Raw genomic sequence first — 23,054 nt, forward strand, 5'->3', positions numbered from 1 at the left:
TTCACAGCATCTTTACCGCCGCGCCTGCAATAAGCACGGACACGATAGTAACGGTGACGAAGCCTGCCGTCAGCATTTTCGGCAGCAGAAAATTCAAGATCGCTTTCTTTTCCTTCTCGTTTCGTCCGAACGCCTCGGAGACCTCCTGCGGAATGAGCATAGTGGTCGGGAAGCCGAACGTGCAGCTGATGCCGTAGGCCGCCGCAAGGCTGACCGGTATGTGCAGCAGCTTCGCGCACAGCAGCGCGGCCACCATGGTTCCGAAAACGCCGCAGGCCGCTGCGGTCAGCAGCGCAGGCAGAACGGATAACACTTGCTCCGGCGTGGTCTGCGCCAGATTGGAAAAGATCAGAATGGTGACGAAAAACGTGATCAGGCTGGAGGCCTGCGTTTTTCCGAGGATGTTTTTATCGAGGAAACCCAGTGCGAAGAACACCGCGCCCATGATAAGGCACATGACGAAGTAGTGAACCGCACCGCCGGTCAGCTTGGACGCATAGTACGCGATGACCGCAACGACTGCCAGCTTGGCGAAATACATCGAAGGACGCTCGCAGCATTTCGGCAGATGCAGCGGACCGTGATGCGCCGCGTCGTTTTCCTCCTGCAAAGTGCTGTACTGCTCCACGAGCACCGCGTCATCGCGGATGAGCTTTGCGGTGCGCCGCAGCAGAAGGGACGCAATCGGTACGCCGATGAACTTCTGCGTCACGTAAAGCACGATGCAGAACGTCGCCGCCGTCGTGAGGTTCATCTCCTTGAGCGTGCTCGTCATGATGAGCGTTGCCGCGCTGCCGCCTGCGAAGATCGGTGCACCGGCGATCGCCATCTCGCTGCCAATGAACGGTCGTCCAATCAGTACGATTGCTGCAACTGCGCCGCACACGCCGCACAGCGCGGTGACGACTACCTTCCACTGCCGACGTAGCTCCGCGAAGTCGATTGTCGTGCCGAGCGACACGATGAGCAGGCCGGCAATGATGTTGCCGAACCCGGTGATCTGCGCATCGTCGATCAGTGTGCGCGGCAGGATACCGCTCCAGAAGCCTGCAAGCAGCAGGATTGCAATGCTGAGCACCGTGGAGAATATTGCTTTGGTCTTCTGCGCAATCAGATCGCTGACTGCGTAGATGCAGAACAGAATCGCAAGTGCGCTGATCGGTGTCATAAGCCTCATTCCTTTCTGTGTCTATACCGTATCATAAATTTGTTATGCCTGTCCAAATCATAAAAGTTATAGTGACGTTATAACCGAAACGGAATAGTATTCCTGTACAGTTTCACGCCCGCTTTTCAGGAAAAACAGACAAAAGAATAGGCGCTGTGACTAAATCACAGCGCCCTTGCTTTGACACTATTCGGTATACCATTCTGCGCTTTTTTGTCCATTTCGCTTTTGTTATAACCCAGTCATAACAAAACGGAATATCCCGTTATAACCCTCGAAACGTCTTATTTCGCATTCTTCGGGTAAAGCTCCTCCAGCATCTTCACAAATGCCTGTGCTTCTGTGCTCAGCATTTCTCGGCTGCGCTGAATCCAGCCTACATTGATCTGTACTTGACAGTTCCGGATCGGGATGGTGCGGATGCCGTACTCCGCAAAGTCCGGCGCGCTCAGTCCCGGACCGAGGCGAACCACATCGGTCGAGCGCAGCAGCGACAGGATGGCCGCGCTGTCGTTGACGTAAACAACACGCTTGAACTGCTCGAGACGCACGCCGTCGATCTCCAGATAAAAGCTCAGATTGGAAAAATAATCATCCGGAAGGCGGACGAACGGATGGGGCAGGAGCTGCTCCATCGTCACCTCAGCCGCATGGTACAGCGGATGGTTCGGACCGAGGTTTGCATACCAAGTGTCCGTGCCCAGCGCGTGGAATTGAATGTTTTTGAACTTCAGCATGTGCCTGAGCTCCTTCACCTGCACGTTGTTGCTCATCACAAAGCCAATCTCCGCTTCGCCATGCTCCACGCTCTCGATCACCTGCTGCAGACGGTTTTCCACCAGCTTGAGCGCCACGCGATTATCGTGGTAATCGTTGTAGAACTTCGCCATCAGACGCCCCATTGTGATGATCGGATAGGAGGCAATAGACAGCACCGGTGCGTGCTCTTTCTCCGACAGGCCCTGAATGAGCTCCATCTGGTTGATGATCGTGCGCGCGTACTGGTAGAGCTTTTTGCCCTCGTCAGTCAGCACGACGCCCTTGTTCGTGCGGTTGAAAATACGCACCTTGAGCTCGTTTTCCAGATTGCTGATGGCCTTGCTCAGATTGGGCTGCGTGACAAACAGCTTCTCCGCGGCCTTGTTGATGCTGCCCTGCTCCGCAATGGCGACAAAGTAGGTAAGCTGCTGAATTTGCATAACTCTTTTCCTCTTTTGCATGTAGTATCTTTAGTATAGCATATTCGGGCGGAAAATGTCAGATGATCTTGAGGAGGGAATACCGCGGAAATGGACGAAAACCATTTGAATATTCTCGGCGTGCGCGATTGTGGCAGCTATGTGTCATAAAAGGTTAGACAGCAGTCTTGATCCCGGCGCCGCGCGCACACACTTCCTGCGAGACTACATCATGGGCCGCATTTGACACCTTTTCTTTCCCCCATACAGCCGGAGAACCATCAGCAATGGTGGTTCTCCGACCTTAGCGTAATTAGGAGGCTATTTGCGTGAACAAACTGGAGCTGGGGCAGAAGATCCGCGCATTGCGAAAGGAACGAAAACAAATACTGAAACACTGGCGGAGGCTGCAGATATCGGACTGATTTATCTGGGTGAGATCGAGCGCGGTGTCAAAATGCCGAGTCTCAAAACCTTTATTAAGCTCGTAAATGCGCTGGATGTATCGGCAGATGAGCTAATTGGCTTGGAAACCAAGCCTGGTCGAGATTATTACGCGCAAAAGCTCTCTGAACAGCTGCAATCACTTACGCAAGAAGAAACTGCTGCGGTGCTTTCAATCTTAGAAACAACGATACAGCAAGTCAAGAACTTAAGAAATGAAACGGTCTGATTGAATAAATCAGACCGTTTTTTTGTGACAAATTTTGGCGTATGTGCTATACTCAAATTATGCAAAAGCTTAATTATAAGCTGCAGTAAATTTGGTAGCAGCATATACATCTCACGAGGGGGAACGTAAAATGAACAGTACGGAGCGGAAGAGAATTTACTGTTTTTCACAGCCTGTGCATAACATTTGCAGTCGGACAGCTTTTTGACAAGCAGACGCATATTTTTGCGAGTTGAAGCATGTTTCACGGTCTCAATCTTCGCCATACAATCGAATATCGCACAAACGGCAGATTTTCGTGCAGTTTTTTCATATATGAGTGAATGGTTTTCTCTGACTCATTCATCACGGTTTTCAGGATTTTCTTGTTGCTGCCCTTAACCTGCTCAGACAGGCCGCGCTTGAACTTCGCTCCCGAGCGGGATACCTCGAACCGAAGCATCGGCGCATCATACTGCTCCAGCAAATCCTCCTCCATCAGCTGAAATGTCTTGTCATAGACCGTCAATGTGGTCGTCTTGCAGCAAATACACCACGAATGCGCGTTCTTTTCCTTGTGATTGGGGAATTCTTTGCCGAATGTGCACAGCTTGTACTGCTTCATGTACGGGCTGCAGCGAATGACACGCAGTGCCTCATCAACCCATTTTTGCGACTCGGGAAAGTAGTCCAGACAGCAGTCGATACGCGAGAGCGTCAGCTGTTCGAACTCGCGGTCCAGACCGATTTTATGCAGCAGTTCTGTCATCTCTCTGTCAAGCGTTTTCAGCTGCTTTTCCGTCGCGGTGAACACTTTCTTGGGTGAATATCTTCCGTGCAGCAGAGTGTGCGGATTGAGCCGGAAACGAATAGAGCAGGCGATATTTTTGCTCGCTTTGTTCTTGCTGCGCTTCTGCTTGTACAAGTAAAGTGCGACACCCTGACCGCAGTACGAGGTGCAGATATACTTCGTCATGCCGCTCTCGGAATGATATGTCGCGTCCGGGTAGAGCTTGCCGAAATGCAGACTTTTCAGATGCTGAAACACCTTGTTAAAGCTCTTCTGGGACAGTCTGTGAAATAATTCAATCGTATGGATACTGTAACGAAAATCCATTTCATACACCGCCTTTCGCAAAACAGCCGATTACTGCGTCGTGCAGATCGTCCGATGATTCACAGATTGCATACAGTTCATTGACGGCGTCCACTGCACGGTAATCCGTGTCAGAGATGATATCAAGGTTCATCTGAAAATCGGCGTCATTCCAGAGCAGCAGTGCCTTTGCGCGTTTGCCGTCGCGCCCGGCCCGGCCTGCCATCTGGTAGAATGACGCGACGCTGAACGGCAGCTGAGAGACAATAATCAGGCGAATATCCGGGACATTCACGCCCATTCCGAACGTAGAAGTTGCAATCATAATATGTGCCTCACCGGAACGAAAGCGCGCTTCCTGCTCGGCTCGGTTAGACAGCCTGCTGTGGCAGAGAGCAATAGCAGAAGCCGAAATATCGCAATCCTCAATAAGAAAGTCACGCATATCTTCTACATCACAGACACGAGTGCAGTAGATAACAACTTTTCCTTTACTGCCGCATTTCTGAATCGTTTTGCTGACTTTCGCATAACGAGCAACATCATTTTTCACAAACGCTTTCTTGAGGGACAGATTAGAACGTTTGAGCTTGCCGATATGTACAACAGGATTTTTCATGCGTAGACTTTTCGCAATATATGAAATATCATCCGGCATAACAGTCGCGCTGAAAGCAGCAACGACAACCGTGTGTACGCTATTCTTCTGAATTGCCTTCCAGAGGTGAGGATCACTCAGCCGTTCCGGCGCGACAAAGATTGCCTGGAGTTTACGATGTGTCAGCCGTTCGATAACGGTGGTATTCTTCCGGTTTCCGCTGTACAGACAGCCCGCTCGGATTTTACTGTCCTCGCAACGCTGCACCAGATCACGCATGAGTGCAACGGTCGGGAGAATACCAATCAGCAGACCATTCGGGTGCAGGGTAATCATCGAGAGAAAGCAGATCGACTTGCCCTCGGAGGTTTGTGCTAAACCGAGTACATCTTTACCATCGGATAAGTCTGTGATTGCCTTCTTCTGAAACGATCTAAGTTTCGAAATGCCAAAGGTATTACATATCATCTTTTCCTGTTTGTTCGTCATAATTTTCACTCCAAAACATAGAATTTTCGTTCAAAATTGAAATTTTGAAATTTCGTCTGAACTGCCTTTATTCCATTGTTGAGAGCGTAATCGAATTATAATTTCACAGGAAAAACATGATATATAATATATAATAATAGCGAAAGACGTTGTATATGTACTATTTCCATCCCATTCTCTTACCCAGCTCCAGCATGCTGATACCGAACTGCTCTGACGCTGTCAATGCCATCTGCAACGACGCTTGCAATTTTTGTTAAAACTATTTGTCTAACTTTTTGGGCACTTCAACGTGCGGTACGGTGTCCGAACGAAGTCGAATACATCGCCTTCTGCAACGCGGCAGAAGCGCAGTGCAACCGCGACCGCGATAATGATGTTCGGAAGCGAGGTCATCAGCTTAGACAGGTTTGCCACAAATGCCGGAACCAGTGCTCGCACAGCGCATGGGTCTTTGCGTAAAGATTTTCCACGCTTCTCGTAAGGCCGTCCGTTTCCGATAGACCCACCACCGTGGTGATGCCATTCATGTTAATTCGTGCCATGATAACAGATGCGGTCTGCACCTTGCAAAAGATGTAAATTTCGAGGCACGATCTCTGTGAAGCAGACAGGCTGCACGCTAAACAATCCTATCCGCTTGCAGCAGGCCGGAAAACGCAGCTTGATCAGGTGCATTTTATTGGGGCGGCTGTAAATTGGAAGCGAAACCAGAGAGGGAGAGAATGTTTCGTGAAAACCAATCCAACCATGCAGGCAGAGGCGGTTCTGCCTACACGATCTGTTTCTGAAAACGGAAAAATCAATATTCTGACACGCCTGGCTTACGGCGGCGGTGACGTAGAGTGCAACGTTTGGCAACAATCAGTCTGCCTGGGTCAAGGTAATGAGCATCTGGGCCGCAATCGCTGTCCTGCTGCTCTGGATGTTCCAGAGCACCAATCAGGCTGTTGTCGGCACGATCCTGCCGTACTACTGCAAGTATGTGTTCCATAACGACTCGTGGATGTACAGCACGCTGTATCTTTCCGAAACCATCGTTCTGATCGTCGGCGTGCTGTATCAGCTCGACAAAAAGTATCCCGCTATCATGAAAGAACTCGAAGAGCGCGAAGCGCGCGGTGAGCTGTAACTTTCTGATCTTCATAATCCCTCAACCGTTCCCGGCATGGCTGCAAAGCTGTGCCGGGAATCTGTATCTCCGGCTTTTCTTGCTCTGCCCGCACCGGTCGGCAGGGCGTTTTCCGTCTGTGTGCCGTGTCCGCCTCGCGGATATTCACAAAAAGTTTATCGCTGCGGCATTGCGGCTGTCCGCTCTTCTGTATATAATAAATGCAGAGCAGATTCCTGTGTCTCTCCTCGCGATTACCGAACGATTCAGATAAAGGAGTACCCGTATGTCAACCAACAACCTGTCCTCTCCCGCCTCCGGCCGTTTTTCCCTCAGCGCCGCGGCACTTCACATTCTCGCCATGGTGCTGATGCTGATGGATCATCTCTGGGCGACCCTCCTGCCTGCGCAGGACTGGCTGACGTGTGCCGGACGGCTGGCCTTTCCCATCTTCGCATTCATGGCGGTGGAAGGATATTTTCACACCCACAGCTTCCGGAAATACGCCCTGCGGCTTGCGCTGTTTGCCGTGCTCTCCGAAGTGCCGTTCGACCTGATGTACGGCGGAACCTGGTTTTATCCGGTGCACCAGAACGTGATCTGGACGCTGCTGCTCGGTCTTCTGGGCATTCATCTGATGGAAACCGTGCGCAAAAAGCAGAAAACATGGCTGTATCTGCTCACCGCCCTGCTTGTTGTGCTGATCGGCACAGTGCTGGGCACCCTGAGCATGGTGGACTACTACGGCACCGGCGTGCTGACGATCTTTATCTTCTACTTCTTCCGCGGACGGAAGTGGTGGTGTCTGGCAGGGCAGCTTCTCGCCCTCTACTGGGTCAATGTGCAGCTGCTGGGCGGTCTGCTGTATCCCGTCCATATATTCGGCATGGAATTTGAGATCTGTCAGCAGGGGCTTGCACTTCTGGCGCTCATCCCCATCTGGCTGTACCGCGGACGGCAGGGCTATCACAGCAAGCCGTTCCAGTATGCCTGCTATGCCTTTTATCCCGTACATATGCTGATCCTTGTGCTGATCCTGCAATATCTGACCCGCTGACGGCCATACCGGCATCTGCAAACATCTATAAGGCAACACCGCACAATTAAAGCTGCGGCGCTTTGCGGAAATTTCGTGCCCTGACTTTGGCTTCGGTTCCTTGCGCGAGTTCCGTCCGCGCTGCCGAGATTTCACGGTAATACGTCAAGTATTACCGCAAAACCGCGCCTCGTCAGTACGCAAAATTTACTCGCAAATCGCTCTTGTCCAATTATGCGGTATTGCCTTAAAACTTTTTATTTATCAAATGCGCGTTCTGCTATATAATGAATACAACATTAAGGCATTTTCTGTTTTATGAAGGAAAGTGTGCAGGACAGGCCGGCTGTTGTATGCGGTGCAGATCGACCGACTGCAAGAGAGAGCGCTTTCCCCACGATAACACTGAAAATTTTCGGTAAGAGAGAAAGGAAAAACCATATGAACTGGAACATTATTACGGATTCAAGCTGTGATCTGCTCCCTTCCACCAGTCCGGACGGAAGGATTCGGCTGACCAGTGTGCCGTTTACCATCCGCATCGGGGAGCGGGATTTTGTCGATGACGAGCATCTGGATACGATGGAAATGCTCTCCGCCATGGAGCAGGAACACTCGGCCGGCCACACCTCCTGCCCCACGCCGGACGCATGGCTGGCACAGTTTGAACAGGTGGACTGCGCGATCGCGATCACCATTTCCTCGCAGCTGTCCGGCAGTATGAACAGCGCTCTTGCGGCAAGAGATATGGCGCTGGAGAAAAATCCGGATAAAAAGATCGTCATTCTGGACTCCTTATCCACCGGACCGGAGGTTCTGCTTTGCGTAAAGGAGATCGAGCGCCTGATCCGTCAGGGCCTTTCCTTTGACGATATTGCGGCGCACGCCAGAAATTTTCTACAGAAAACCAAAATCCTCTTTGCGCTCTCCTCGTTTGACAACCTGATCAAGAACGGACGCATCCACCGTCTGACAGGTATGCTCGCCAAGGCTCTCGGCATCTGGGGCATCGGCAGCGGCAGCGACGAGGGAAAGATCACCTTTGAAAGCAAGGCGCGCGGTGCGAAAAAAGTCGTACAGACGCTGGTCAGCACCATGAAGGAGCACGGATTCATCGGCGGAAATGTCGCGATCAGCCATTGTGATAATCTCGCACTGGCTCAGACGCTGAAAAACAGCATTCTGGATATCTGGGAAAATACAAGCATCGAGATCCTGCCGACCCGCGGGCTCTGCAGCTACTACGCCGAGCGCGGCGGATTGATCATCAGCTACTGATTTCAACAAACAAAGGGCGAAACCGCATGGTTTCGCCCTTTTTCTGTTCGGTTGATTGTTTTCCGCTCACAGCACCTGCATATCCGCCGCACTGCACGCCGCAAGGAACTCCGGAGGCAGCTCAGTGAGCAGATCCTGCAGCAGCGCATCCAGATCCTCTCACGGCCCACCATGGCAAGCCATGCCTTGAGCGACTCGGCCTTCTTGGACGGCACGGATTTGATAATGCGCCAAAACCCAGTTTCTTTCTATTATGCCTTTGCATATTCTCATCATCAGCACATCATTTTCCATCATTATGTACTAACTCCATCCATTTCTTTTCGTTTATTGTATCTGTTCTTGCATTGATTTCCAGTATTCAAATCGGTAGAAAGCAGTACGAACTCAGCAAATGGCAGGCAGAGGCGCAGAACAAGGTGGAGCTGTATTTGCTGACGCAGCCGATTACGCTGAAAAGTGCCGACGGTATACAGCCAGATCAAAGTGTGCCTGCAATTTATATCCGAAATGTGGGCGGCAATGTGATTTATCTGGAACGGTATCTCTTTGACGGCAGAGAGTACCCATTGGGAAAAGAGGTTTTGCCGCCGATGTCTGTATGCGAGGGCTACCGCTATATTTATTTGCCGACAGATGGAACGACCCGTGTTTCGCTGCAAATATATTTCGAGGACTGGCAGAAAAAACAGTGGACGACAAAGGGGGTTGCGGATTGGGAAGACGGTATTTGGAAGATTACATATCAGCCGTGCGTCCGCTGTGCAGAGCAGCTGCTAACGCGAAAGAAACAGATCTGCAAACCATAATTTTCATGAATAGGAACACATTGTGCATACGGTTTTTCTACATGAATTGCACGGTTTCAGTAAATACTACCACTATCGCAGCAGAAATACCGAAAATGGGAGGCGGAATTGCTATGAAAGCAACCGGAATCGTGCGCCGGATCGACGATCTCGGCCGCGTTGTTATTCCGAAGGAGATCAGAAGAACGCTTAGGATTCGAGAGGGCGACCCGTTAGAAATCTATACCGACCGCGACGGCGAAGTGATTTTCAAGAAATACTCCCCGATGGGAGAGATGGGCGCGGTATCCGCCGAACTGGCGGAGGCTTTGGCGCGTACAGCGGGCATGAGCTGTGCTATCTGCGACAGGGATGCGGTGATTGCGGCAGCGGGCGGTGCGAAAAAGGATATTCTGGAGCGGAGTATTTCATCCGAGCTGGAGCAGCTGATGGAACGCCGCGAATGTTACGAACGCGGTGTGGACGAGCAGCCGGAGGTGCTTATCTCCTCTCAGGACGGCTGCGCGGTGGTTGCGGCGGCACCAATCATCACAGACGGCGATGTCAGCGGCTGTGTCGCGTTTGTCAGCGAAAAAGAGGACGAAAAGGCGGATGAGGTGCTGCTCAAGCTGTGTCAGTCGGCGGCGCAGTTTTTGTCCAAACGCATTGCAGTGTGAAAGGAGCGTTCTCTATATGCACAGGCACGATCACAAAGAGCGTGAGCCAAAGGCCTTCCCGCAGTACGACGATGCGGCGCATATTGACTCGGCAGCAGTGGCCGAGCTGCCGCCGTGGGAGCAGACACGCGAGCCGAAAGGCGATCCCAAAGCAACGGCCTACACGGAGAAATACTGTGAGGAGCAGCAGAAATGAAAACGGCGGAGGCTGTCGTGAAACTACAGCTTCGCCGACAAGCGGGAACGGGTCGTGGGCCGTTCCAAAGTTGTCCGAAAGTTCCCATACGGTAACTTTCTCCCTATAGAAGTCAAAAAAGTCAGGTACACGCCCTGACTTTTTTGGCATTTGCAAGCAAATGCTATTTAACGCGCGCTGTCGCGCGGATTATTTGAAATGGCGGGGATATAACTTTTTACAGACTGAAACGGCGGAACGATACAAATCGTTCCGCCGTTTGGCGTTAAATCATGTATTCAATGGTATTCTCTGCCGTCAGGCGCGTCTGGTCATTAAACAGGAGAATGCCTTCGCGGGTGTCGATCTCGCCAAGCGCGTAAACCTCGTGGGTCTCACGCTCGAAGCAGGGGCAAGGAACGAGCCGGTTGTATTCGCACGGGTGGTCGTACACCATCTGCACGCCGTCCGTATCGAGCGGCTGATCAAGATAATACGGGTCGAACACGCGCACCATGTCGTTTTCGTCAATGCCGGTGAGCGTCACATAGTGCGCTCCGTCGAAGTGCAGGCGCACCACGGCAGCGCCGCCGCAGCGGAGTGCATCGCGCAGACGGCTGTTCTGCCCGAAATTCACCGCCGGACCGGACAGATACTGCGTGGAGATGTGCAGGCGGCCGATCTTGCCAAAGCCGTTCAGCCAGTTGCTGAGGAACATCATCGCCGCACAGGAGGTACCGCTTTTGCCGCTTACGCCGTCCGAGCCGTAGCAGTCCAGACAGTACAGCATGATGTTGCGGACAGCCTCCGGCGGGATATCCTCGCGCTCAAACAGGAATGCGAGCGCGTTGAGCATGGAGGTTGGACCGCAGTCATATTCGGAAAGCTGGTAGCGCAGCGGATTTTTCATGGGGGAGCCTTCTTTCGTGTGATGTATTCCTATCGGATTACTATATAATAGTAAGGTCAATGCCGATCAATGTCAATACAAATTTGCGGAAAGCGCATATTCATGGTATGATAAGTATGCTTCCCGCCAAAGATAAGGTGGGAAGGAGTGAATCGGCATTGCTAAAACTGATTCATGCGAGTAAAATATATGCTAAGAACGGTATTTGTGCGCTGAACTCAGTCGATCTGACCGTGCAGGACGGTGACTACATTTCGGTGACCGGCGCATCCGGCTCGGGTAAAAGCACACTCATGCACATTCTGGGTCTGCTGGACAGCCTGTCCGATGGCGAATACCTGCTCGACGGAGCAGCAGTCGCGCATTTGCCGGCAAAACAGCGGGCGCGTCTGCGCAGTGAGAAGATCGGTTTTGTGTTTCAGCAGTTCCGGCTGCTGACAGGCATGACAGCACTGGAAAATGTTGCGCTGCCGCTGGCGCTGCAGGGCGTTCCGCGGCATGAGCGGAGCGAACGCGCACTGGCGGTTCTGGAGCGGGTTGGCCTGTCTGATCGGGCGAACCACCGGCCGCACCAGCTTTCCGGCGGACAGCAGCAGCGGGTGGCGATCGCACGGGCGGTTGTGACAGAACCGTGCGTGATTCTGGCGGATGAGCCGACCGCAGGACTGGATCCTGCCGCGGCGGACAGCGTGCTGGAGCTGTTTGACCGATTGCACCGGTCGGGGCATACGCTGGTGCTCATCACACACGATGAGCGGGCAGCGCAGTGCGCCGCAAGGCGGATGTATCTTGAAAATGGGTGCATTTTCGGGTGAGATTATCCGACACCGGATAATCAGTGCATGAAAATAACGCAATCAAACCTAACAGGTTTTCCTATATAGAAGGAGGAAACAAAAATGGACCGTCGGGACAAAACAAACTACTACCTCGACATGGCGCAGGTTGCACTCGAGCGCGGCACCTGTCTGCGCCGCAACTTTGGCGCGGTCATCGTCAAGAACGATGTCATCGTATCCACCGGCTACAACGGTGCGCCGAGAGGTCGTGCCAACTGTATCGACATCGGCACCTGCATTCGTCAGAAGATGGGCATTCCGCGCGGCGAAAGATACGAATTCTGCCGCTCGGTGCATGCGGAGATGAACGCCATTATTGCCGCTCCGCGTGACCAGATGATCGGCGCGACGCTGTACCTGGTCGGCCGCGATATGTCCACCGGAAAGATCATGTCGGACGCAAACTCCTGCACGATGTGCAAGCGCCTCATCATCAACGCGGGCATTGAGAAGGTGGTTATCCGCCGTGATGTGGATACATACGACACTGTGAACGTGCACGACTGGGTGGAGAATGACGACACGCTCGGCAGCAGCATGGCATACTAAACAGACATCGGAGAGAGAAAAATATGTCAATATTCGATATTTTTAAGAAGTTGGATGAAGAAAAAGCCGCAAAGACATCCCAGCCGATCGAGTGGATCGTGGTCGGACTGGGCAATCCGGGCGCGAAGTACGACAACACCCGTCACAATGCGGGTTTCCGTGCGCTTGAGGGTTACTGCGCCCGCAGCGGACAGAAGATCGACCGCATGAAGTTCAAGGCACTGGCGGGTGAGGGTATGCTCGGCGGCAAGCGCGTGCTGTTTCTCAAGCCGCAGACCTTTATGAACCTGTCCGGCGAGGCAGTTCGTGACGCGGCCTCGTTCTACAAAATCCCGCCGGAGCACGTTATCGTGCTGTCGGACGATGTATCGCTCGATGTTGGCACGCTGCGCGTGCGCGCAAAAGGCTCGGCAGGCGGACAGAACGGCCTGAAAAACATTATCTATCATCTGAACAGCGAGGACTTCCCGCGCGTGAAGATCGGCGTCGGCAAAAAGCCGCGTCCGGATTACGATCTGGCGGCGTGGGTGCTTGGCAAGTTCCCGGCAGAGGATCAGAAGGCTATCGACAAGGCGTGCGAGGACGCGGTGAACGCAGCTGCCTGCATCATCGCGGAGGACTGTGCCGCTGCCGCGCAGAAATTCAACGGAAAACGCATCTAAGGAGTTGGTTTTGATGAAAACCGCAGTAGCATATTACTCGCTCGGCGGCACAACACGGTCATACGCCCGCGCGGAAGCCAAGGCGCGGAACGCCGATTTGATCGAGCTTACGCCGAAAACGCCGTACAACCGGTTCACCGCGTTTGTGCGCGGCTGTCCGGAGGCCGTCAAGCAGAAGGCGGTCGCGCTGGACGGTATGCCGCTGTTTGTCGGCTATGACAGAGTGGTGCTGATGGCGCCGGTCTGGGCGGGTTATCCGGCGCCGGTGTTCAACAGCGCGGTGGAACTGCTGCCGCCCGGTACGGAGGTCGAAGTAATACTGGTTTCCGGCAGCGGAAACAGTGAAAAGAGCAAGGCAAAGGTGCGTCTGCAAATCAAAAAGCGCGGCTGTACGATCCTTGCGCAGCGCGATATCAGGGCAAGCCGATGAGTGGATATACTTATGTGCTCCGCTGTGCGGATGATACGCTGTACTGCGGCTGGACGAACGACCTCACGGCTCGGCTGGCGGCGCACAACAGCGGAAAAGGTGCGAAATATACGCGCGGACGCGGTCCGGTGACGCTGGCGTACAGCGAAATGTTCGACACGCAGAGCGAGGCCATGCAGCGCGAAGCAGCAATTAAAAGGCTCACGCGGCCGCAGAAGCAGGCGCTGATTGACAGCCAGAACGGCGGAGAGCTGCTCACTGTTTACGATGCAGACGGACGCGCCTGCGGAGAACGCCCGCGGGCTGTCGTGCATGCGCAGGGGCTGTTCCACCATGTGTGCCACCTGTGGGTGGTCGGTAAGCGGGATGGCGTGTGCGGCATCTGGCTGCAGCAGCGGCAGTTTGACCGGCCTTTATTTCCGGGTGGGTTCGACCTGACCTCGACCGGACATATCGACCCAGGCGAAACGCCGCAGACCGCTGTTCTGCGCGAAGCGCGGGAGGAGAGCGGACTGCAGCTGACAGCAGCCGACCTGATCGACGGCGGCAGTTATCGTCAGCGCTACTCGCGCGGCGAAGTCGGCTTCGATGATGAGCTGGCGTATACATTTCTGGCGCGTATCGACGGCATTCCGCCGTTCCGGCCCGGCCCGGAGGTCGCGGAGATGCTGTTCGTGCCGCTGGCGGACTTTGCCGCCGCACAGGAGCAGGGCGCATCACTCACCGGTCTGACACCGGACGGACGCACGATGGAGATGTCGAACGAATCCCTTTGCTGTCTGCACACTGAGGAGTGGCAGGGCGCGAAACCGCGTATCGAAGCACTTTTTGACTGAAAAGAACAGCCGCCTTCCGCTTGGCAATGGAAGACGGCTGCCCGATTTACTTGACATTTTTCAAAACAAAAAGCTGTCCGAAAGGACAGCTTTTGCTTTACTTGCTGAGTGCGCCGATGATGATATTGACGATCAGGCTGACCGCGGCTGCGATCGCGTAGATCGTGCTTTGTTGACGGCACACCTTGGCCTTGGGATCATCCTGTTTGTCCTCCTGCTCACTGCGTCCGCAGATCATGCCGTAGCGGATCTGCTGCAGGACTGTCAGCGCGGCGAACGCGGCAAACAGCAGCAGGAGCAGTCGCTGAACCGTCTGCATCTTAGTGGATGAGGTTCAGGACGATTGCAATGATGACGAAAACAACGCCGACAATCGAGGTCAGACGAGCAAAGATACGGTCGGATGCGCTTGCCTTGCCGGAGCCGTAGAAGGTGTCTGCAGAGCCGGATACAGCGCCCAGACCCTGCTGTGCACCGTGCTGGAGCAGAACAACAACGATCAGGAACAGGCTTGCAACGATCATAATGACCGAGAGAGCGATTTGTGCGGTAGTCATAGGTAATTTCCTCCACTGCTTTTCATTTTTCTTATCGCGCATAACGAGACTATGCGCGCAATATGCGTACATGATACTATATCATATTAAATGCACTTTTTCAAGAGGTTTTTCGTATTTTTGTCCGGGAATTTGTCTCAGACAAGCGGCTGGAGAATGTTTTTCAGCGAATCGCCCATGCGGTTGGTGTGCACCTTGTGCGTATCAAGGTCCACGACCGCCAGACGGATGGATGACCAGCCGTGCTTGCCGCTCTGGTATTTGCGCTCGTCGGACAGCTTTTTCAGTTTTTTGAGCACGGCTTTGTCAGTCTCGCCGGCGGCAAGAATGACCGAAAGCAGCGAAAAATCGTGGTTTTCGTCCGGCTTTACCAGCTCGGCGCTGACCTGCTGCGCGTACTTCCACCAGTCGTCAAGCGTCTGCTCATCGAGCGAGGGCACGGCGAACAGCAGACGGTATTCGTGCGCGTGGCTCGTGCCGCCGGTCGGCATCAGACCGAGGATTTTGCGGGGCGTGCGGGAGTTGAAAACGCTCAGCAGCGCCGCCATTCGGCCGGAAACCTGCACGTTCTGCTGGGAACGGAAATGCGGATCCTGCCCGTTCAGCAGCTTGTCGCGCAAGGCAACAAATTCAGTAGAAAAGTCCATGAACAGCCTCGCTTTTTTACAGATCGGCGGGATAATCGCCGTTTTCCGTCATAGCTGCAACGGCAGCGCAGATAGTCGGCTTGTCCTCGCGGTAGGTGACGCCGTACCAGCGGGAATCCGTGGTGAGTACCTTTGCGGTCGCCTTTCCGTCCTTGATGAGTGCGTCCACCGCGAACGGCAGATAATACTCTGCCTTCATCGGATTATTCGGCAGCTTGCCTGCGAAAAACTCACGCAGGCCGTCATCAAGCGAGGGCAGGAAGGAAGGGGTGAATCCCCAGAGATTGAGCGACACCGGCGTGCCGGGCGCAATCTCACCGGCGGGTGCATCGCCGTCCGCATCATAGCGGATGATGCCGTCCGCATCGCGGTGAATGGCGGTGCGCTCGATGATATGTGCGAGCAGACCGTTTTCGTCTGCGGTGCATACGCCGCGGGAGACCGTGCCATTTTCGGTGAGCGTGTTCTCGACCTGATATCCGACCATGCAGTAACGGAATTTGTCGTCATCCTGTGCGGCAGACAGGTAATCATACATTTTGCGAAATGCATCTGCGCCGTAGAAGTCATCCGCGTTGATAACGGCGATCGGACAGCCGGCAGTCAGCTCCTTTGCACACCACACTGCATGCGCGGTGCCGAGCGGCTTCTCACGGCCCTCCGGTGCGGTCAGACCGTCCGGCAGATTGTCGAGCGTTTGATAAGCGTAGTCCACCTGCATGAAGCGGCGCGCCTTTTTGCCGATGGCGTCCTCGAACGCCTCGTGCAGCTCGGGACGGATGATGAATACCACGCGGTCAAAGCCTGCACGGTGTGCATCGTAGATGGAATAATCGAGCAGAATCTGTCCGTTCGGACCGATCGGGTCGATCTGCTTGAGTCCGCCGTAGCGCGAGCCCATACCTGCCGCCATGATCACCAAAACCGGATTTGCCATAGTCTATATCCTCCTAAAGAACCTTATCTATTTATACAAATAAAGCATTTCATTCATGTTTTTCATACTCTCAAACGGGAATACTCCTTTATTATACAAGAGCGTATCATAAAACACAAGATGTTTGCGGTGCAGGTCTGCTTTTTTGTCGAAAAGCATGAAAATCCAAATGGGGTTCGGGTGATGATTGCAAAGTGTCGGGAAAACTGCTAAAATAAAAAACGTATACGTATAGAGAATTTTATTATTAAAACCATATTGTTATAGAGAGGAATATGTTTCGATGCGCAAAACGAAGATTATCTGCACGCTTGGTCCCGCAACTGATGCTGTACTGCCCGAGATGATCAAGGCAGGCATGAATGTTGCCCGTATGAACTTCAGCCACGGCTCTCACGAGGAGCACAAGGCTCGCATGGACGCCGTTAAGGCAGCCCGCAAGGAGCTTGGCATGCCGGTCGGCATTATGCTGGATACCAAGGGTCCGGAGATCCGTACCAAGACCTATAAGGACGGCAAGATCGAGATTGTTGAGGGTCAGGAGTTTACGCTGACCACCCGCGATATCGAGGGTGACAACACCATCGTTTCCATCACCTACGAAGGCCTGCCGAACGACGTTCAGCCGGGCACCCGCATCCTGATCGACGACGGTCTGGTTGCATTCGAGGTCGAGGAGATCAAGAACGGCACCGACATTGTGTGCAAGGCACTCAACGGCGGCCCGCTCTCCAACCGCAAGTCCATCAATGTACCGGGCATCAAGCTGAACATGAAGTTCGTTTCCGATAAGGACCGTGAGGATATTGAGTTCGGTCTGTCTCAGGACATCGACTTTATCGCTGCTTCCTTCACCCGTTCCGCACAGGACGTCCGCGACATCAAGGAGATCCTCAAGGCACACGGCAAGGAAGATGTTGAGATCATCTGCAAGATCGAGAACATGGAAGGCGTAAACAACGTACAGGAGATTCTCGACGAGGCAAACGGCATCATGGTAGCCCGCGGCGACCTTGGCGTTGAGGTTCCGTTTGAGGAGCTGCCGGAGATCCAGAAGTCCATCATCAAGACCTGCATTTCCCGCGGCAAGCGCGTTGTAACCGCTACCCAGATGCTCGAGTCCATGGCTAAGAACCCGCGTCCGACCCGTGCAGAGGTTTCCGACGTTGCAAACGCTGTTTACGACGGCACCTCCGCTATCATGCTGTCCGGTGAGACCTCTGTCGGCAAGTATCCGGTAGAGACCGTTCGCACCATGAGCCGCATCGCAGAGAACGCAGAGAAGACCATCCACTACGACCGCCGCCGTGTAACCCGTCTTGAGTTCCAGAACATGAACGTAGACGGCGACATGAAGACGCTGGCAATCTCGCACGCAACCTGCTCTACCTCCGCTGATCTGGGCGTTAAGGGCATTGTAGCGTTTACCGAGTCCGGTTCTACCGCTCGCGCTGTATCCACCTACCGTCCGGGCGCGCCGATCATCGCCGCTACCCCGAGTGAAAAGACCTTTAACCGCCTGACCATGTCCTGGGGCGTAAAGCCGATTCTGGTTGAAAAGCGCCCGCAGTCCGGCACTGAGCTGTACCATCTGTCCGAGAAGGCAGCGGTAACTGCGCTCGATCTGCGCGTTGGCGACGTTATCACCATCACCGCAGGTATGCCGGTAGGCGAGGTTTACTACACCAATACCCTGCGTGTACACGAACTGACCGAGAAGTCTTTCGAGGACTAACACTATGTCTTTCAAACGCTTGCAGCGTGCATTGTTCCGCACGATGGCCGCTGTTGTGGCGCTGGCGGTCCTGTTCTGCATCGGATTGTACGGCTACCGCACGATGTTCGGCTATACCTATGACTCCTCGCTGTCCGATGAAGATCTGGCGGCGAGCGTCACAGCGGACGAAAATATTACGAATATTGCATTGTTCGGTCTGGATACCCGCGAGGGCGACAAGCAGAGTCATTCGGACTGCATGATGATCGTTACCGTGGACAACACGCGCGGCAAGATCAAGCTCATCAGCCTGATGCGCGATTCTCTGGTAGATATCGACGGCTACGGTGAGGACAAGCTGAATGCGGCGTATTTCCGCGGCGGTCCGAGTCTTGCCATCCGCACCATCAACGAGAATTTCGGCACGGATATCAAGGATTATGTTGCCGTGGACTTCGAGCAGCTGGTGCAGATCGTAGACGCGATCGGCGGCGTAGACATCGACGTGCAGAACGATAACGAGCTGAAGGAGCTCAACCGTGTCATCAAGGACTACGGCGCAGAGCGGGGCAAGGAGTTCTCCGGCGTGGAGAAGACCGGCCTGCAGACGCTGGACGGCGTGCAGGCGCTGTGCTACGGCCGTATCCGCAAGGGCGATACCGGCGATGACTGGGCGCGCGTGGAGCGTCAGAGCGTTGTGCTGAACGCCATCTTCACCAAGCTGCAGAGTGCAAGCGCCACCGAGCTGATCGGCAGCATGCGCAAGCTGGTTCCGTATGTCACGACCTCGCTTTCGCCGACTGCTATGGCGTCGCTGATCGTCGGCGCGGTCAAGAACGGCATTCCGACACTTGAGCACACCCGTGTTCCGGTGGATGGCGAGTGGAGTTATTCCGGTAATTCCGGCGAGTATATCACCTACGATCTGGACGTTGCAGCCGACCATATCCATGCATACATCTATGATGACGCGGATATCAGCAGCGGCACGACCGACGATGATACAGGCACGGACAGCAAGTCCGATACGGATACGACCGATTCGTCCAAGAGCACGGATACCAAGTCGAATACCACTGCGGTGGATCCGGAATCCCTTGTGGAGGAAGGCGGCTGGTACGATTCCGACACCGGTGACTATTATGATTGCGATGGTGACCGATACAGTCTGGACGAAAACGGGAATAAGGTGTATTATTAAACTTGTGATCGTTAGAGAACGAAGCAGGGGACATGACGACGATCATGTCCCCTGTTCTTATATGGCAATAACTGCTATAAGAAATAGAGAGAAAGAGTACAAACAGAAAGCAGGTAAAAACCTATGTATGTAAAACGAATTCTCCCGAACGGTGTGCGCTTGATTACCGAACGGATCGACAACATGCGCACGGTGTCGGTCGGCATCTGGGTCGGCAACGGCAGCCGATACGAACCCGCAGAGCTCGGCGGCGTATCGCATTTCATCGAGCACATGATCTTCAAGGGCACAGAAAAACGCTCTGCCCGCCATATTGCAATCGCGATCGACGCATTAGGCGGGCAGGCGAATGCATTCACAGATAAGGAATGCACCTGCTACTATATGAAGGTTCTGGACAGCCGGCTGAAAAACGGAGTGGCTCTGCTGGCGGATATGTTCCTGCATTCCCGCTTTGCACAGGAGGATCTGGAGCTGGAGCGCGGTGTCGTTCTCGAGGAGATCGATATGTACGAGGATTCTCCGGAGGATGTCGCCATCGACAAGCTGTTCGAGCGCTGCTACGACGGTTCGGCACTCGGCCGCCCAATCCTCGGCACGGCGGAAACGCTCGAGCCGATGACCTCGGAAACACTGCACAAGTATATGCGCGAATATTACCGCCCGCAGGATACGGTTGTTGCGGTTTCCGGTCACTTTACCGATGATGATCTCGACTTTATCGAGGAGCTGTTCTCCGAGATGCAGGGCGAGGGCAAAAACGTTATCACACCGGCAGCCTATCAGCCGAGCCTGTTCCTGAGGGATAAGGAGATCGAGCAGAACCACCTGTGTCTGTCCTTTCCGGGCGTATCGCTTGTCAGCGAGGACCGCTTTACAATGAACCTGCTCAGCTCCATCCTTGGCGGCGGCATGTCGTCCCGCCTGTTCCAGAGCGTGCGCGAGCAGAACGGCCTGTGCTACTCCATCTACACGTTCACCACGCCGCATCTGGATACCGGCCTGCTGTCCATCTACACCGGTCTGGGACAGGAAACCGAGCGAAAGGCGCTCGATCTCATCCTGCGTGAACTCGATGAATTCTGCCAGAACGGCCCGGCGCCGGATGAACTGTCGCGCTGCCGTGAGCAGGTCAAGACAACGCTGCTCATGGGTCTGGAGAACACCGGCAACCGCATGATGACCATCGGCCGCAGCGAGCTGCTGCGCGGCGAGGTATCCAAGATCGAGGAAGTGCTCGATTCCTACGACAGTGTGACCGCAGATGATATCCTGAACCTTGCCCGCCGTGTGTTTGACCGCTCGAAGGCTTCTCTGGCCGTTGTCGGTCAGCCGGACAGCGAGGATACATACCGCGAACTGCTGCGCTAATTACCGAGCTGCTTGCACAGATAGGTGATCACATCCCGACGGGTGACAATACCGCAGAAGATACCGCGTCCGTCCACTACAGGTACAAAATTCTGCATTGTGACCAGATCGACCATATCCTCCATGCGTGCATCAATGCTTACCGAGCGGTGGTGTACCCGCAGCTCAACCTGACCGACGGTCAGCTGTTCGAGGTTTTCCTTCGGGTAATGCAGCACCAGCCGCAGAAAATCACCTTCGGTGATCGTTCCGGCGTATTTACCCTTGGCATCTACCACAGGAATCGCTGTGAAGCCGCTGTGGAGCATGTCGTCAATGGCCTTCTGCACCGGGCAGCTCTCGGTTAAGTAGGAAACCTCTACCTTGGGTTTCAGGAAGAACGAAATATTCATAGTATCGCTCCTTAAAAATTGTAATATAAATCGTAGCAGAGCAGCACCGTGAAGCGGATTCACCGGTGCTGCTTTTGTTACCTCTATTGTACGATAGACAGAAGCGGCGGTCAACTGGAATTTGACATTCCTTACAGATTGTTAACAAATTGCAAAGTTGATATTGTAAAAAATGACGGATAGATAATTCTTGTCGTGAGAAATTTAAACGGTATACTTGACTTGCACTCTTTTAACTGCTAAAATGATGAAGTAACAGAAGTGCAAAAGTTCTGTGAAAAGTAAAATTTGAACAAAGAAGGGTTTCCCATGAAGAAGAGATTACTCGCAGCGCTGATGGCTGGCGCCATGGCACTCACGATGACTGCCTGCGGCGGCAGCAGCTCCGGCAGCGATGACAGCAATGCAGCCTCCGGCAGCGATTCTGGTTCGGCTGGCAGCTACAAGGTAGGCATTGTTCAGCTGGTTCAGCATGAGGCGTTGGATGCGGCTACGCAGGGTTTCCAGGATAAGCTGAAGGAGCTGGTCGAGGCTGACGGCGGTTCGGTTGAATTTGATCCGCAGAATGCATCCGGCGAGTCCGCAAACTGCACCACGATTGTAAACGGCTTTGTTTCCGAGGGTGTTGACCTGATCATGGCCAATGCTACCGCAGCACTGCAGGCAGCACAGGCCGGCACCTCTGATATACCGATCCTCGGCACTTCGGTAACCGACTACGGCACCGCACTCGGCGTATCCGACTGGACCGGCAAGACCGGCACCAACATCTCCGGTACTACCGATCTTGCACCGCTCGACGGTCAGGCCGACATGCTCAAGGAGCTGTTCCCGGATGCCAAGAACGTAGGTCTGCTGTACTGCTCTGCTGAGCCGAACTCCAAGTACCAGATCGACACCATCAAGCCGCTGCTTGAGAAGCTGGGTTACACCTGCACCGAGTATGCGTTCACCGACTCCAACGACGTTGCTTCCGTAACGCAGAAGGCTGCTGCGGCAAGTGATGTTATGTATATCCCGACCGATAACACCGCTGCTTCCTGCACCGAGGCAATTGCAAACGTTGTTATCCCGGCAAAGGTTCCGGTTATCGCAGGCGAGCAGGGCATCTGCAACGGCTGCGGCGTAGCTACCCTGTCGATCGACTACTACGAGCTGGGTCAGGCTACCGGTGAGATGGCTTACGAGATCCTCGCCAACGGCGCAAACCCGGGTGATATGGAAGTACAGCCTGCACCGAACTTCACGAAGATGTACAACAAGACTAACTGCGAGAAGCTGGGCATCACCGTTCCGGATGATTACACGGCAATCGAAGGCTAAAAGCTGAAACCCAAAGCACCGTACTTTATGTACGGTGCTTTGGGTTTGTCAATAAAGTCCGTTTTAGCGCTGCTGCCGCTGCCGCGCGGTAGCGCGCATGAAAACCGGGGGCGTGTACCTCGGTTTTCATACTTTCAGAGGGAGAAAGTTTCCGCATGGGAACTTTCGGACGTCCGTGTTTTGCAAAGTCAAAACACAGATTGTCGGAAAAACGAAGTTTTTCGACAGTCTCAGCACCGTACTTTATGTACGGTGCTTTTTCATCTGCAGGAGAAATTTTGCGCACGGACGTGCGGTTTTACAGCGAAAATATACGTCAAATTGCCGAAAAATGAGGAAAAGAGTAAATAAAACTTACAATTTGCAGGGAAATGTGCTATAATGATATCAGAAAAAGTGGATGACGGAAACAGAATGAAACGCGATGTGTGAGGAGG

At 53.7% G+C, this 23,054-nt stretch carries 28 protein-coding genes; 16 read left to right on the forward strand and 12 right to left on the reverse strand.

Annotation, left to right across the window (positions count from 1 at the left end):
- Position 1 precedes the first annotated feature (1 nt).
- Entirely contained in the window at positions 2–1,168 is a 1,167-nt protein-coding gene (locus PGY33_RS05705; RefSeq protein WP_118480961.1) for a hypothetical protein, read from the reverse strand.
- 284 nt (positions 1,169–1,452) lie between these two features.
- Complete coding sequence (locus PGY33_RS05710) at positions 1,453–2,367, reverse strand: LysR family transcriptional regulator (protein WP_118480963.1); 915 nt, start codon at positions 2,365–2,367, stop codon at positions 1,453–1,455.
- Between the two features lie 304 nt (positions 2,368–2,671).
- On the opposite strand from PGY33_RS05710, the gene PGY33_RS05715 reads away from it, so the two are divergent.
- Positions 2,672–3,019, forward strand: coding sequence for a helix-turn-helix domain-containing protein (locus tag PGY33_RS05715; protein WP_243022945.1), 348 nt, complete (start codon positions 2,672–2,674; stop codon positions 3,017–3,019).
- Between the two features lie 244 nt (positions 3,020–3,263).
- Here PGY33_RS05715 and PGY33_RS05720 read toward each other — a convergent pair whose 3' ends face one another.
- From PGY33_RS05720 to PGY33_RS05730, 3 genes are all read right to left on the reverse strand, one after another.
- Complete coding sequence (locus tag PGY33_RS05720; RefSeq protein ID WP_118480965.1) at positions 3,264–4,115, reverse strand: hypothetical protein; 852 nt, start codon at positions 4,113–4,115, stop codon at positions 3,264–3,266.
- A gap of 1 nt (position 4,116) precedes the next feature.
- The gene (locus PGY33_RS05725) at positions 4,117–5,181 is read right to left on the reverse strand and encodes a helicase-related protein (RefSeq protein WP_118480967.1); all 1,065 of its coding nucleotides are present in this window, start codon (positions 5,179–5,181) and stop codon (positions 4,117–4,119) included.
- 270 nt (positions 5,182–5,451) lie between these two features.
- Positions 5,452–5,622, reverse strand: a complete 171-nt coding sequence (locus PGY33_RS05730) for a hypothetical protein (protein ID WP_270477696.1) — start codon at positions 5,620–5,622, stop codon at positions 5,452–5,454.
- Positions 5,623–6,067: 445 nt separating this feature from the next.
- On the opposite strand from PGY33_RS05730, the gene PGY33_RS05735 reads away from it, so the two are divergent.
- From PGY33_RS05735 to PGY33_RS05745, 3 genes are all read left to right on the forward strand, one after another.
- Positions 6,068–6,313: a hypothetical protein gene (locus PGY33_RS05735; RefSeq protein WP_118480969.1), complete on the forward strand. Its 246-nt coding sequence runs from the start codon at positions 6,068–6,070 to the stop codon at positions 6,311–6,313.
- A gap of 265 nt (positions 6,314–6,578) precedes the next feature.
- Positions 6,579–7,349 carry a TraX family protein gene (locus PGY33_RS05740; RefSeq protein ID WP_118361015.1) on the forward strand — a complete coding sequence of 257 codons (771 nt, stop codon included), beginning with the start codon at positions 6,579–6,581 and terminating at the stop codon, positions 7,347–7,349.
- Between the two features lie 420 nt (positions 7,350–7,769).
- The gene (locus PGY33_RS05745; protein ID WP_158575213.1) at positions 7,770–8,606 is read left to right on the forward strand and encodes a DegV family protein; all 837 of its coding nucleotides are present in this window, start codon (positions 7,770–7,772) and stop codon (positions 8,604–8,606) included.
- Positions 8,607–8,765: 159 nt separating this feature from the next.
- On the opposite strand, the gene PGY33_RS05750 is transcribed toward PGY33_RS05745, so the two are convergent.
- The gene (locus PGY33_RS05750) at positions 8,766–8,903 is read right to left on the reverse strand and encodes a hypothetical protein (protein ID WP_158575215.1); all 138 of its coding nucleotides are present in this window, start codon (positions 8,901–8,903) and stop codon (positions 8,766–8,768) included.
- Positions 8,904–8,953: 50 nt separating this feature from the next.
- Between PGY33_RS05750 and PGY33_RS05755 the strand changes: the two genes are divergently transcribed.
- The 3 genes from PGY33_RS05755 to PGY33_RS05765 all read left to right on the forward strand — a co-directional run bounded on the left by PGY33_RS05755 (position 8,954) and on the right by PGY33_RS05765 (position 10,267).
- Positions 8,954–9,415: a hypothetical protein gene (locus PGY33_RS05755; protein ID WP_147356932.1), complete on the forward strand. Its 462-nt coding sequence runs from the start codon at positions 8,954–8,956 to the stop codon at positions 9,413–9,415.
- A gap of 113 nt (positions 9,416–9,528) precedes the next feature.
- Entirely contained in the window at positions 9,529–10,071 is a 543-nt protein-coding gene (locus PGY33_RS05760) for a stage V sporulation T C-terminal domain-containing protein (protein ID WP_118480974.1), read from the forward strand.
- A gap of 16 nt (positions 10,072–10,087) precedes the next feature.
- The gene (locus tag PGY33_RS05765) at positions 10,088–10,267 is read left to right on the forward strand and encodes a hypothetical protein (protein WP_117488339.1); all 180 of its coding nucleotides are present in this window, start codon (positions 10,088–10,090) and stop codon (positions 10,265–10,267) included.
- Between the two features lie 265 nt (positions 10,268–10,532).
- Here PGY33_RS05765 and PGY33_RS05770 read toward each other — a convergent pair whose 3' ends face one another.
- Entirely contained in the window at positions 10,533–11,156 is a 624-nt protein-coding gene (locus tag PGY33_RS05770) for a peptidase C39 (RefSeq protein ID WP_118480975.1), read from the reverse strand.
- Positions 11,157–11,314: 158 nt separating this feature from the next.
- Here PGY33_RS05770 and PGY33_RS05775 point away from each other — a divergent pair, with 158 nt between their 5' ends.
- The 5 genes from PGY33_RS05775 (at position 11,315) to PGY33_RS14470 (ending at position 14,472) form a co-directional block, all read left to right on the forward strand.
- Complete coding sequence (locus PGY33_RS05775; RefSeq protein ID WP_199667488.1) at positions 11,315–11,971, forward strand: ABC transporter ATP-binding protein; 657 nt, start codon at positions 11,315–11,317, stop codon at positions 11,969–11,971.
- A gap of 84 nt (positions 11,972–12,055) precedes the next feature.
- Positions 12,056–12,544, forward strand: a complete 489-nt coding sequence (locus PGY33_RS05780) for a deoxycytidylate deaminase (protein WP_110436051.1) — start codon at positions 12,056–12,058, stop codon at positions 12,542–12,544.
- A gap of 23 nt (positions 12,545–12,567) precedes the next feature.
- Positions 12,568–13,206: an aminoacyl-tRNA hydrolase gene (gene pth / locus PGY33_RS05785; protein ID WP_117751949.1), complete on the forward strand. Its 639-nt coding sequence runs from the start codon at positions 12,568–12,570 to the stop codon at positions 13,204–13,206.
- Positions 13,207–13,219: 13 nt separating this feature from the next.
- Entirely contained in the window at positions 13,220–13,636 is a 417-nt protein-coding gene (locus tag PGY33_RS05790) for a flavodoxin (protein ID WP_118360997.1), read from the forward strand.
- Positions 13,633–14,472: a GIY-YIG nuclease family protein gene (locus tag PGY33_RS14470; RefSeq protein ID WP_270477703.1), complete on the forward strand. Its 840-nt coding sequence runs from the start codon at positions 13,633–13,635 to the stop codon at positions 14,470–14,472. The genes PGY33_RS05790 and PGY33_RS14470 overlap by 4 nt, the downstream gene beginning before the upstream one ends.
- Positions 14,473–14,569: 97 nt before the next feature.
- Here the strand turns inward: PGY33_RS14470 and PGY33_RS05800 are convergent, their stop codons facing one another.
- The 4 genes from PGY33_RS05800 to PGY33_RS05815 form a co-directional block, all read right to left on the reverse strand.
- The gene (locus PGY33_RS05800) at positions 14,570–14,791 is read right to left on the reverse strand and encodes a hypothetical protein (RefSeq protein WP_270477705.1); all 222 of its coding nucleotides are present in this window, start codon (positions 14,789–14,791) and stop codon (positions 14,570–14,572) included.
- 1 nt (position 14,792) lies between these two features.
- Positions 14,793–15,029, reverse strand: coding sequence for a preprotein translocase subunit SecG (secG, locus tag PGY33_RS05805; protein WP_110436055.1), 237 nt, complete (start codon positions 15,027–15,029; stop codon positions 14,793–14,795).
- 137 nt (positions 15,030–15,166) lie between these two features.
- Entirely contained in the window at positions 15,167–15,676 is a 510-nt protein-coding gene (locus PGY33_RS05810) for a hypothetical protein (protein ID WP_270477707.1), read from the reverse strand.
- A gap of 16 nt (positions 15,677–15,692) precedes the next feature.
- Positions 15,693–16,613, reverse strand: a complete 921-nt coding sequence (locus tag PGY33_RS05815; RefSeq protein ID WP_270477709.1) for a nucleotidyltransferase family protein — start codon at positions 16,611–16,613, stop codon at positions 15,693–15,695.
- Between the two features lie 283 nt (positions 16,614–16,896).
- Here PGY33_RS05815 and pyk point away from each other — a divergent pair, with 283 nt between their 5' ends.
- From pyk to PGY33_RS05830, 3 genes are all read left to right on the forward strand, one after another.
- The gene (gene pyk, locus PGY33_RS05820; RefSeq protein WP_110436058.1) at positions 16,897–18,348 is read left to right on the forward strand and encodes a pyruvate kinase; all 1,452 of its coding nucleotides are present in this window, start codon (positions 16,897–16,899) and stop codon (positions 18,346–18,348) included.
- A 4-nt stretch (positions 18,349–18,352) separates the two neighbouring features.
- Positions 18,353–19,531 (forward strand): LCP family protein, encoded by a 1,179-nt coding sequence (locus PGY33_RS05825; protein WP_118480981.1) that lies wholly within the window; start codon positions 18,353–18,355, stop codon positions 19,529–19,531.
- 123 nt (positions 19,532–19,654) lie between these two features.
- The gene (locus PGY33_RS05830; RefSeq protein ID WP_118360985.1) at positions 19,655–20,902 is read left to right on the forward strand and encodes a M16 family metallopeptidase; all 1,248 of its coding nucleotides are present in this window, start codon (positions 19,655–19,657) and stop codon (positions 20,900–20,902) included.
- Here the strand turns inward: PGY33_RS05830 and PGY33_RS05835 are convergent.
- Entirely contained in the window at positions 20,899–21,294 is a 396-nt protein-coding gene (locus tag PGY33_RS05835; RefSeq protein ID WP_118480982.1) for a CBS domain-containing protein, read from the reverse strand. The two genes, PGY33_RS05830 and PGY33_RS05835, sit on opposite strands and share 4 nt — an antisense overlap.
- Positions 21,295–21,603: 309 nt before the next feature.
- Between PGY33_RS05835 and PGY33_RS05840 the strand changes: the two genes are divergently transcribed.
- On the forward strand, positions 21,604–22,617 hold the full coding sequence (locus PGY33_RS05840) for an ABC transporter substrate-binding protein (RefSeq protein ID WP_118480983.1): 1,014 nt from the start codon (positions 21,604–21,606) through the stop codon (positions 22,615–22,617).
- Positions 22,618–23,054 lie beyond the last annotated feature (437 nt).

This window comes from Butyricicoccus sp. AF18-9LB (assembly GCF_027684505.1).
Lineage (GTDB): Bacteria > Bacillota > Clostridia > Oscillospirales > Butyricicoccaceae > Agathobaculum > Agathobaculum butyriciproducens.

Coding starts and splice junctions, on each gene's coding strand:
- PGY33_RS05705 (WP_118480961.1), bottom strand. CDS start 1,168: ATGACACCGATCAGCGCACTTGCGATTCTGTTCTGCATCTACGCAGTC.
- PGY33_RS05710 (WP_118480963.1), bottom strand. CDS start 2,367: ATGCAAATTCAGCAGCTTACCTACTTTGTCGCCATTGCGGAGCAGGGC.
- PGY33_RS05720 (WP_118480965.1), bottom strand. CDS start 4,115: ATGGATTTTCGTTACAGTATCCATACGATTGAATTATTTCACAGACTG.
- PGY33_RS05725 (WP_118480967.1), bottom strand. CDS start 5,181: ATGACGAACAAACAGGAAAAGATGATATGTAATACCTTTGGCATTTCG.
- PGY33_RS05735 (WP_118480969.1), top strand. CDS start 6,068: ATGAGCATCTGGGCCGCAATCGCTGTCCTGCTGCTCTGGATGTTCCAG.
- PGY33_RS05740 (WP_118361015.1), top strand. CDS start 6,579: ATGTCAACCAACAACCTGTCCTCTCCCGCCTCCGGCCGTTTTTCCCTC.
- PGY33_RS05745 (WP_158575213.1), top strand. CDS start 7,770: ATGAACTGGAACATTATTACGGATTCAAGCTGTGATCTGCTCCCTTCC.
- PGY33_RS05750 (WP_158575215.1), bottom strand. CDS start 8,903: ATGATGGAAAATGATGTGCTGATGATGAGAATATGCAAAGGCATAATA.
- PGY33_RS05760 (WP_118480974.1), top strand. CDS start 9,529: ATGAAAGCAACCGGAATCGTGCGCCGGATCGACGATCTCGGCCGCGTT.
- PGY33_RS05765 (WP_117488339.1), top strand. CDS start 10,088: ATGCACAGGCACGATCACAAAGAGCGTGAGCCAAAGGCCTTCCCGCAG.
- PGY33_RS05770 (WP_118480975.1), bottom strand. CDS start 11,156: ATGAAAAATCCGCTGCGCTACCAGCTTTCCGAATATGACTGCGGTCCA.
- PGY33_RS05780 (WP_110436051.1), top strand. CDS start 12,056: ATGGACCGTCGGGACAAAACAAACTACTACCTCGACATGGCGCAGGTT.
- pth (WP_117751949.1), top strand. CDS start 12,568: ATGTCAATATTCGATATTTTTAAGAAGTTGGATGAAGAAAAAGCCGCA.
- PGY33_RS05790 (WP_118360997.1), top strand. CDS start 13,220: ATGAAAACCGCAGTAGCATATTACTCGCTCGGCGGCACAACACGGTCA.
- PGY33_RS14470 (WP_270477703.1), top strand. CDS start 13,633: ATGAGTGGATATACTTATGTGCTCCGCTGTGCGGATGATACGCTGTAC.
- PGY33_RS05800 (WP_270477705.1), bottom strand. CDS start 14,791: ATGCAGACGGTTCAGCGACTGCTCCTGCTGCTGTTTGCCGCGTTCGCC.
- secG (WP_110436055.1), bottom strand. CDS start 15,029: ATGACTACCGCACAAATCGCTCTCTCGGTCATTATGATCGTTGCAAGC.
- PGY33_RS05810 (WP_270477707.1), bottom strand. CDS start 15,676: ATGGACTTTTCTACTGAATTTGTTGCCTTGCGCGACAAGCTGCTGAAC.
- PGY33_RS05815 (WP_270477709.1), bottom strand. CDS start 16,613: ATGGCAAATCCGGTTTTGGTGATCATGGCGGCAGGTATGGGCTCGCGC.
- pyk (WP_110436058.1), top strand. CDS start 16,897: ATGCGCAAAACGAAGATTATCTGCACGCTTGGTCCCGCAACTGATGCT.
- PGY33_RS05825 (WP_118480981.1), top strand. CDS start 18,353: ATGTCTTTCAAACGCTTGCAGCGTGCATTGTTCCGCACGATGGCCGCT.
- PGY33_RS05830 (WP_118360985.1), top strand. CDS start 19,655: ATGTATGTAAAACGAATTCTCCCGAACGGTGTGCGCTTGATTACCGAA.
- PGY33_RS05835 (WP_118480982.1), bottom strand. CDS start 21,294: ATGAATATTTCGTTCTTCCTGAAACCCAAGGTAGAGGTTTCCTACTTA.
- PGY33_RS05840 (WP_118480983.1), top strand. CDS start 21,604: ATGAAGAAGAGATTACTCGCAGCGCTGATGGCTGGCGCCATGGCACTC.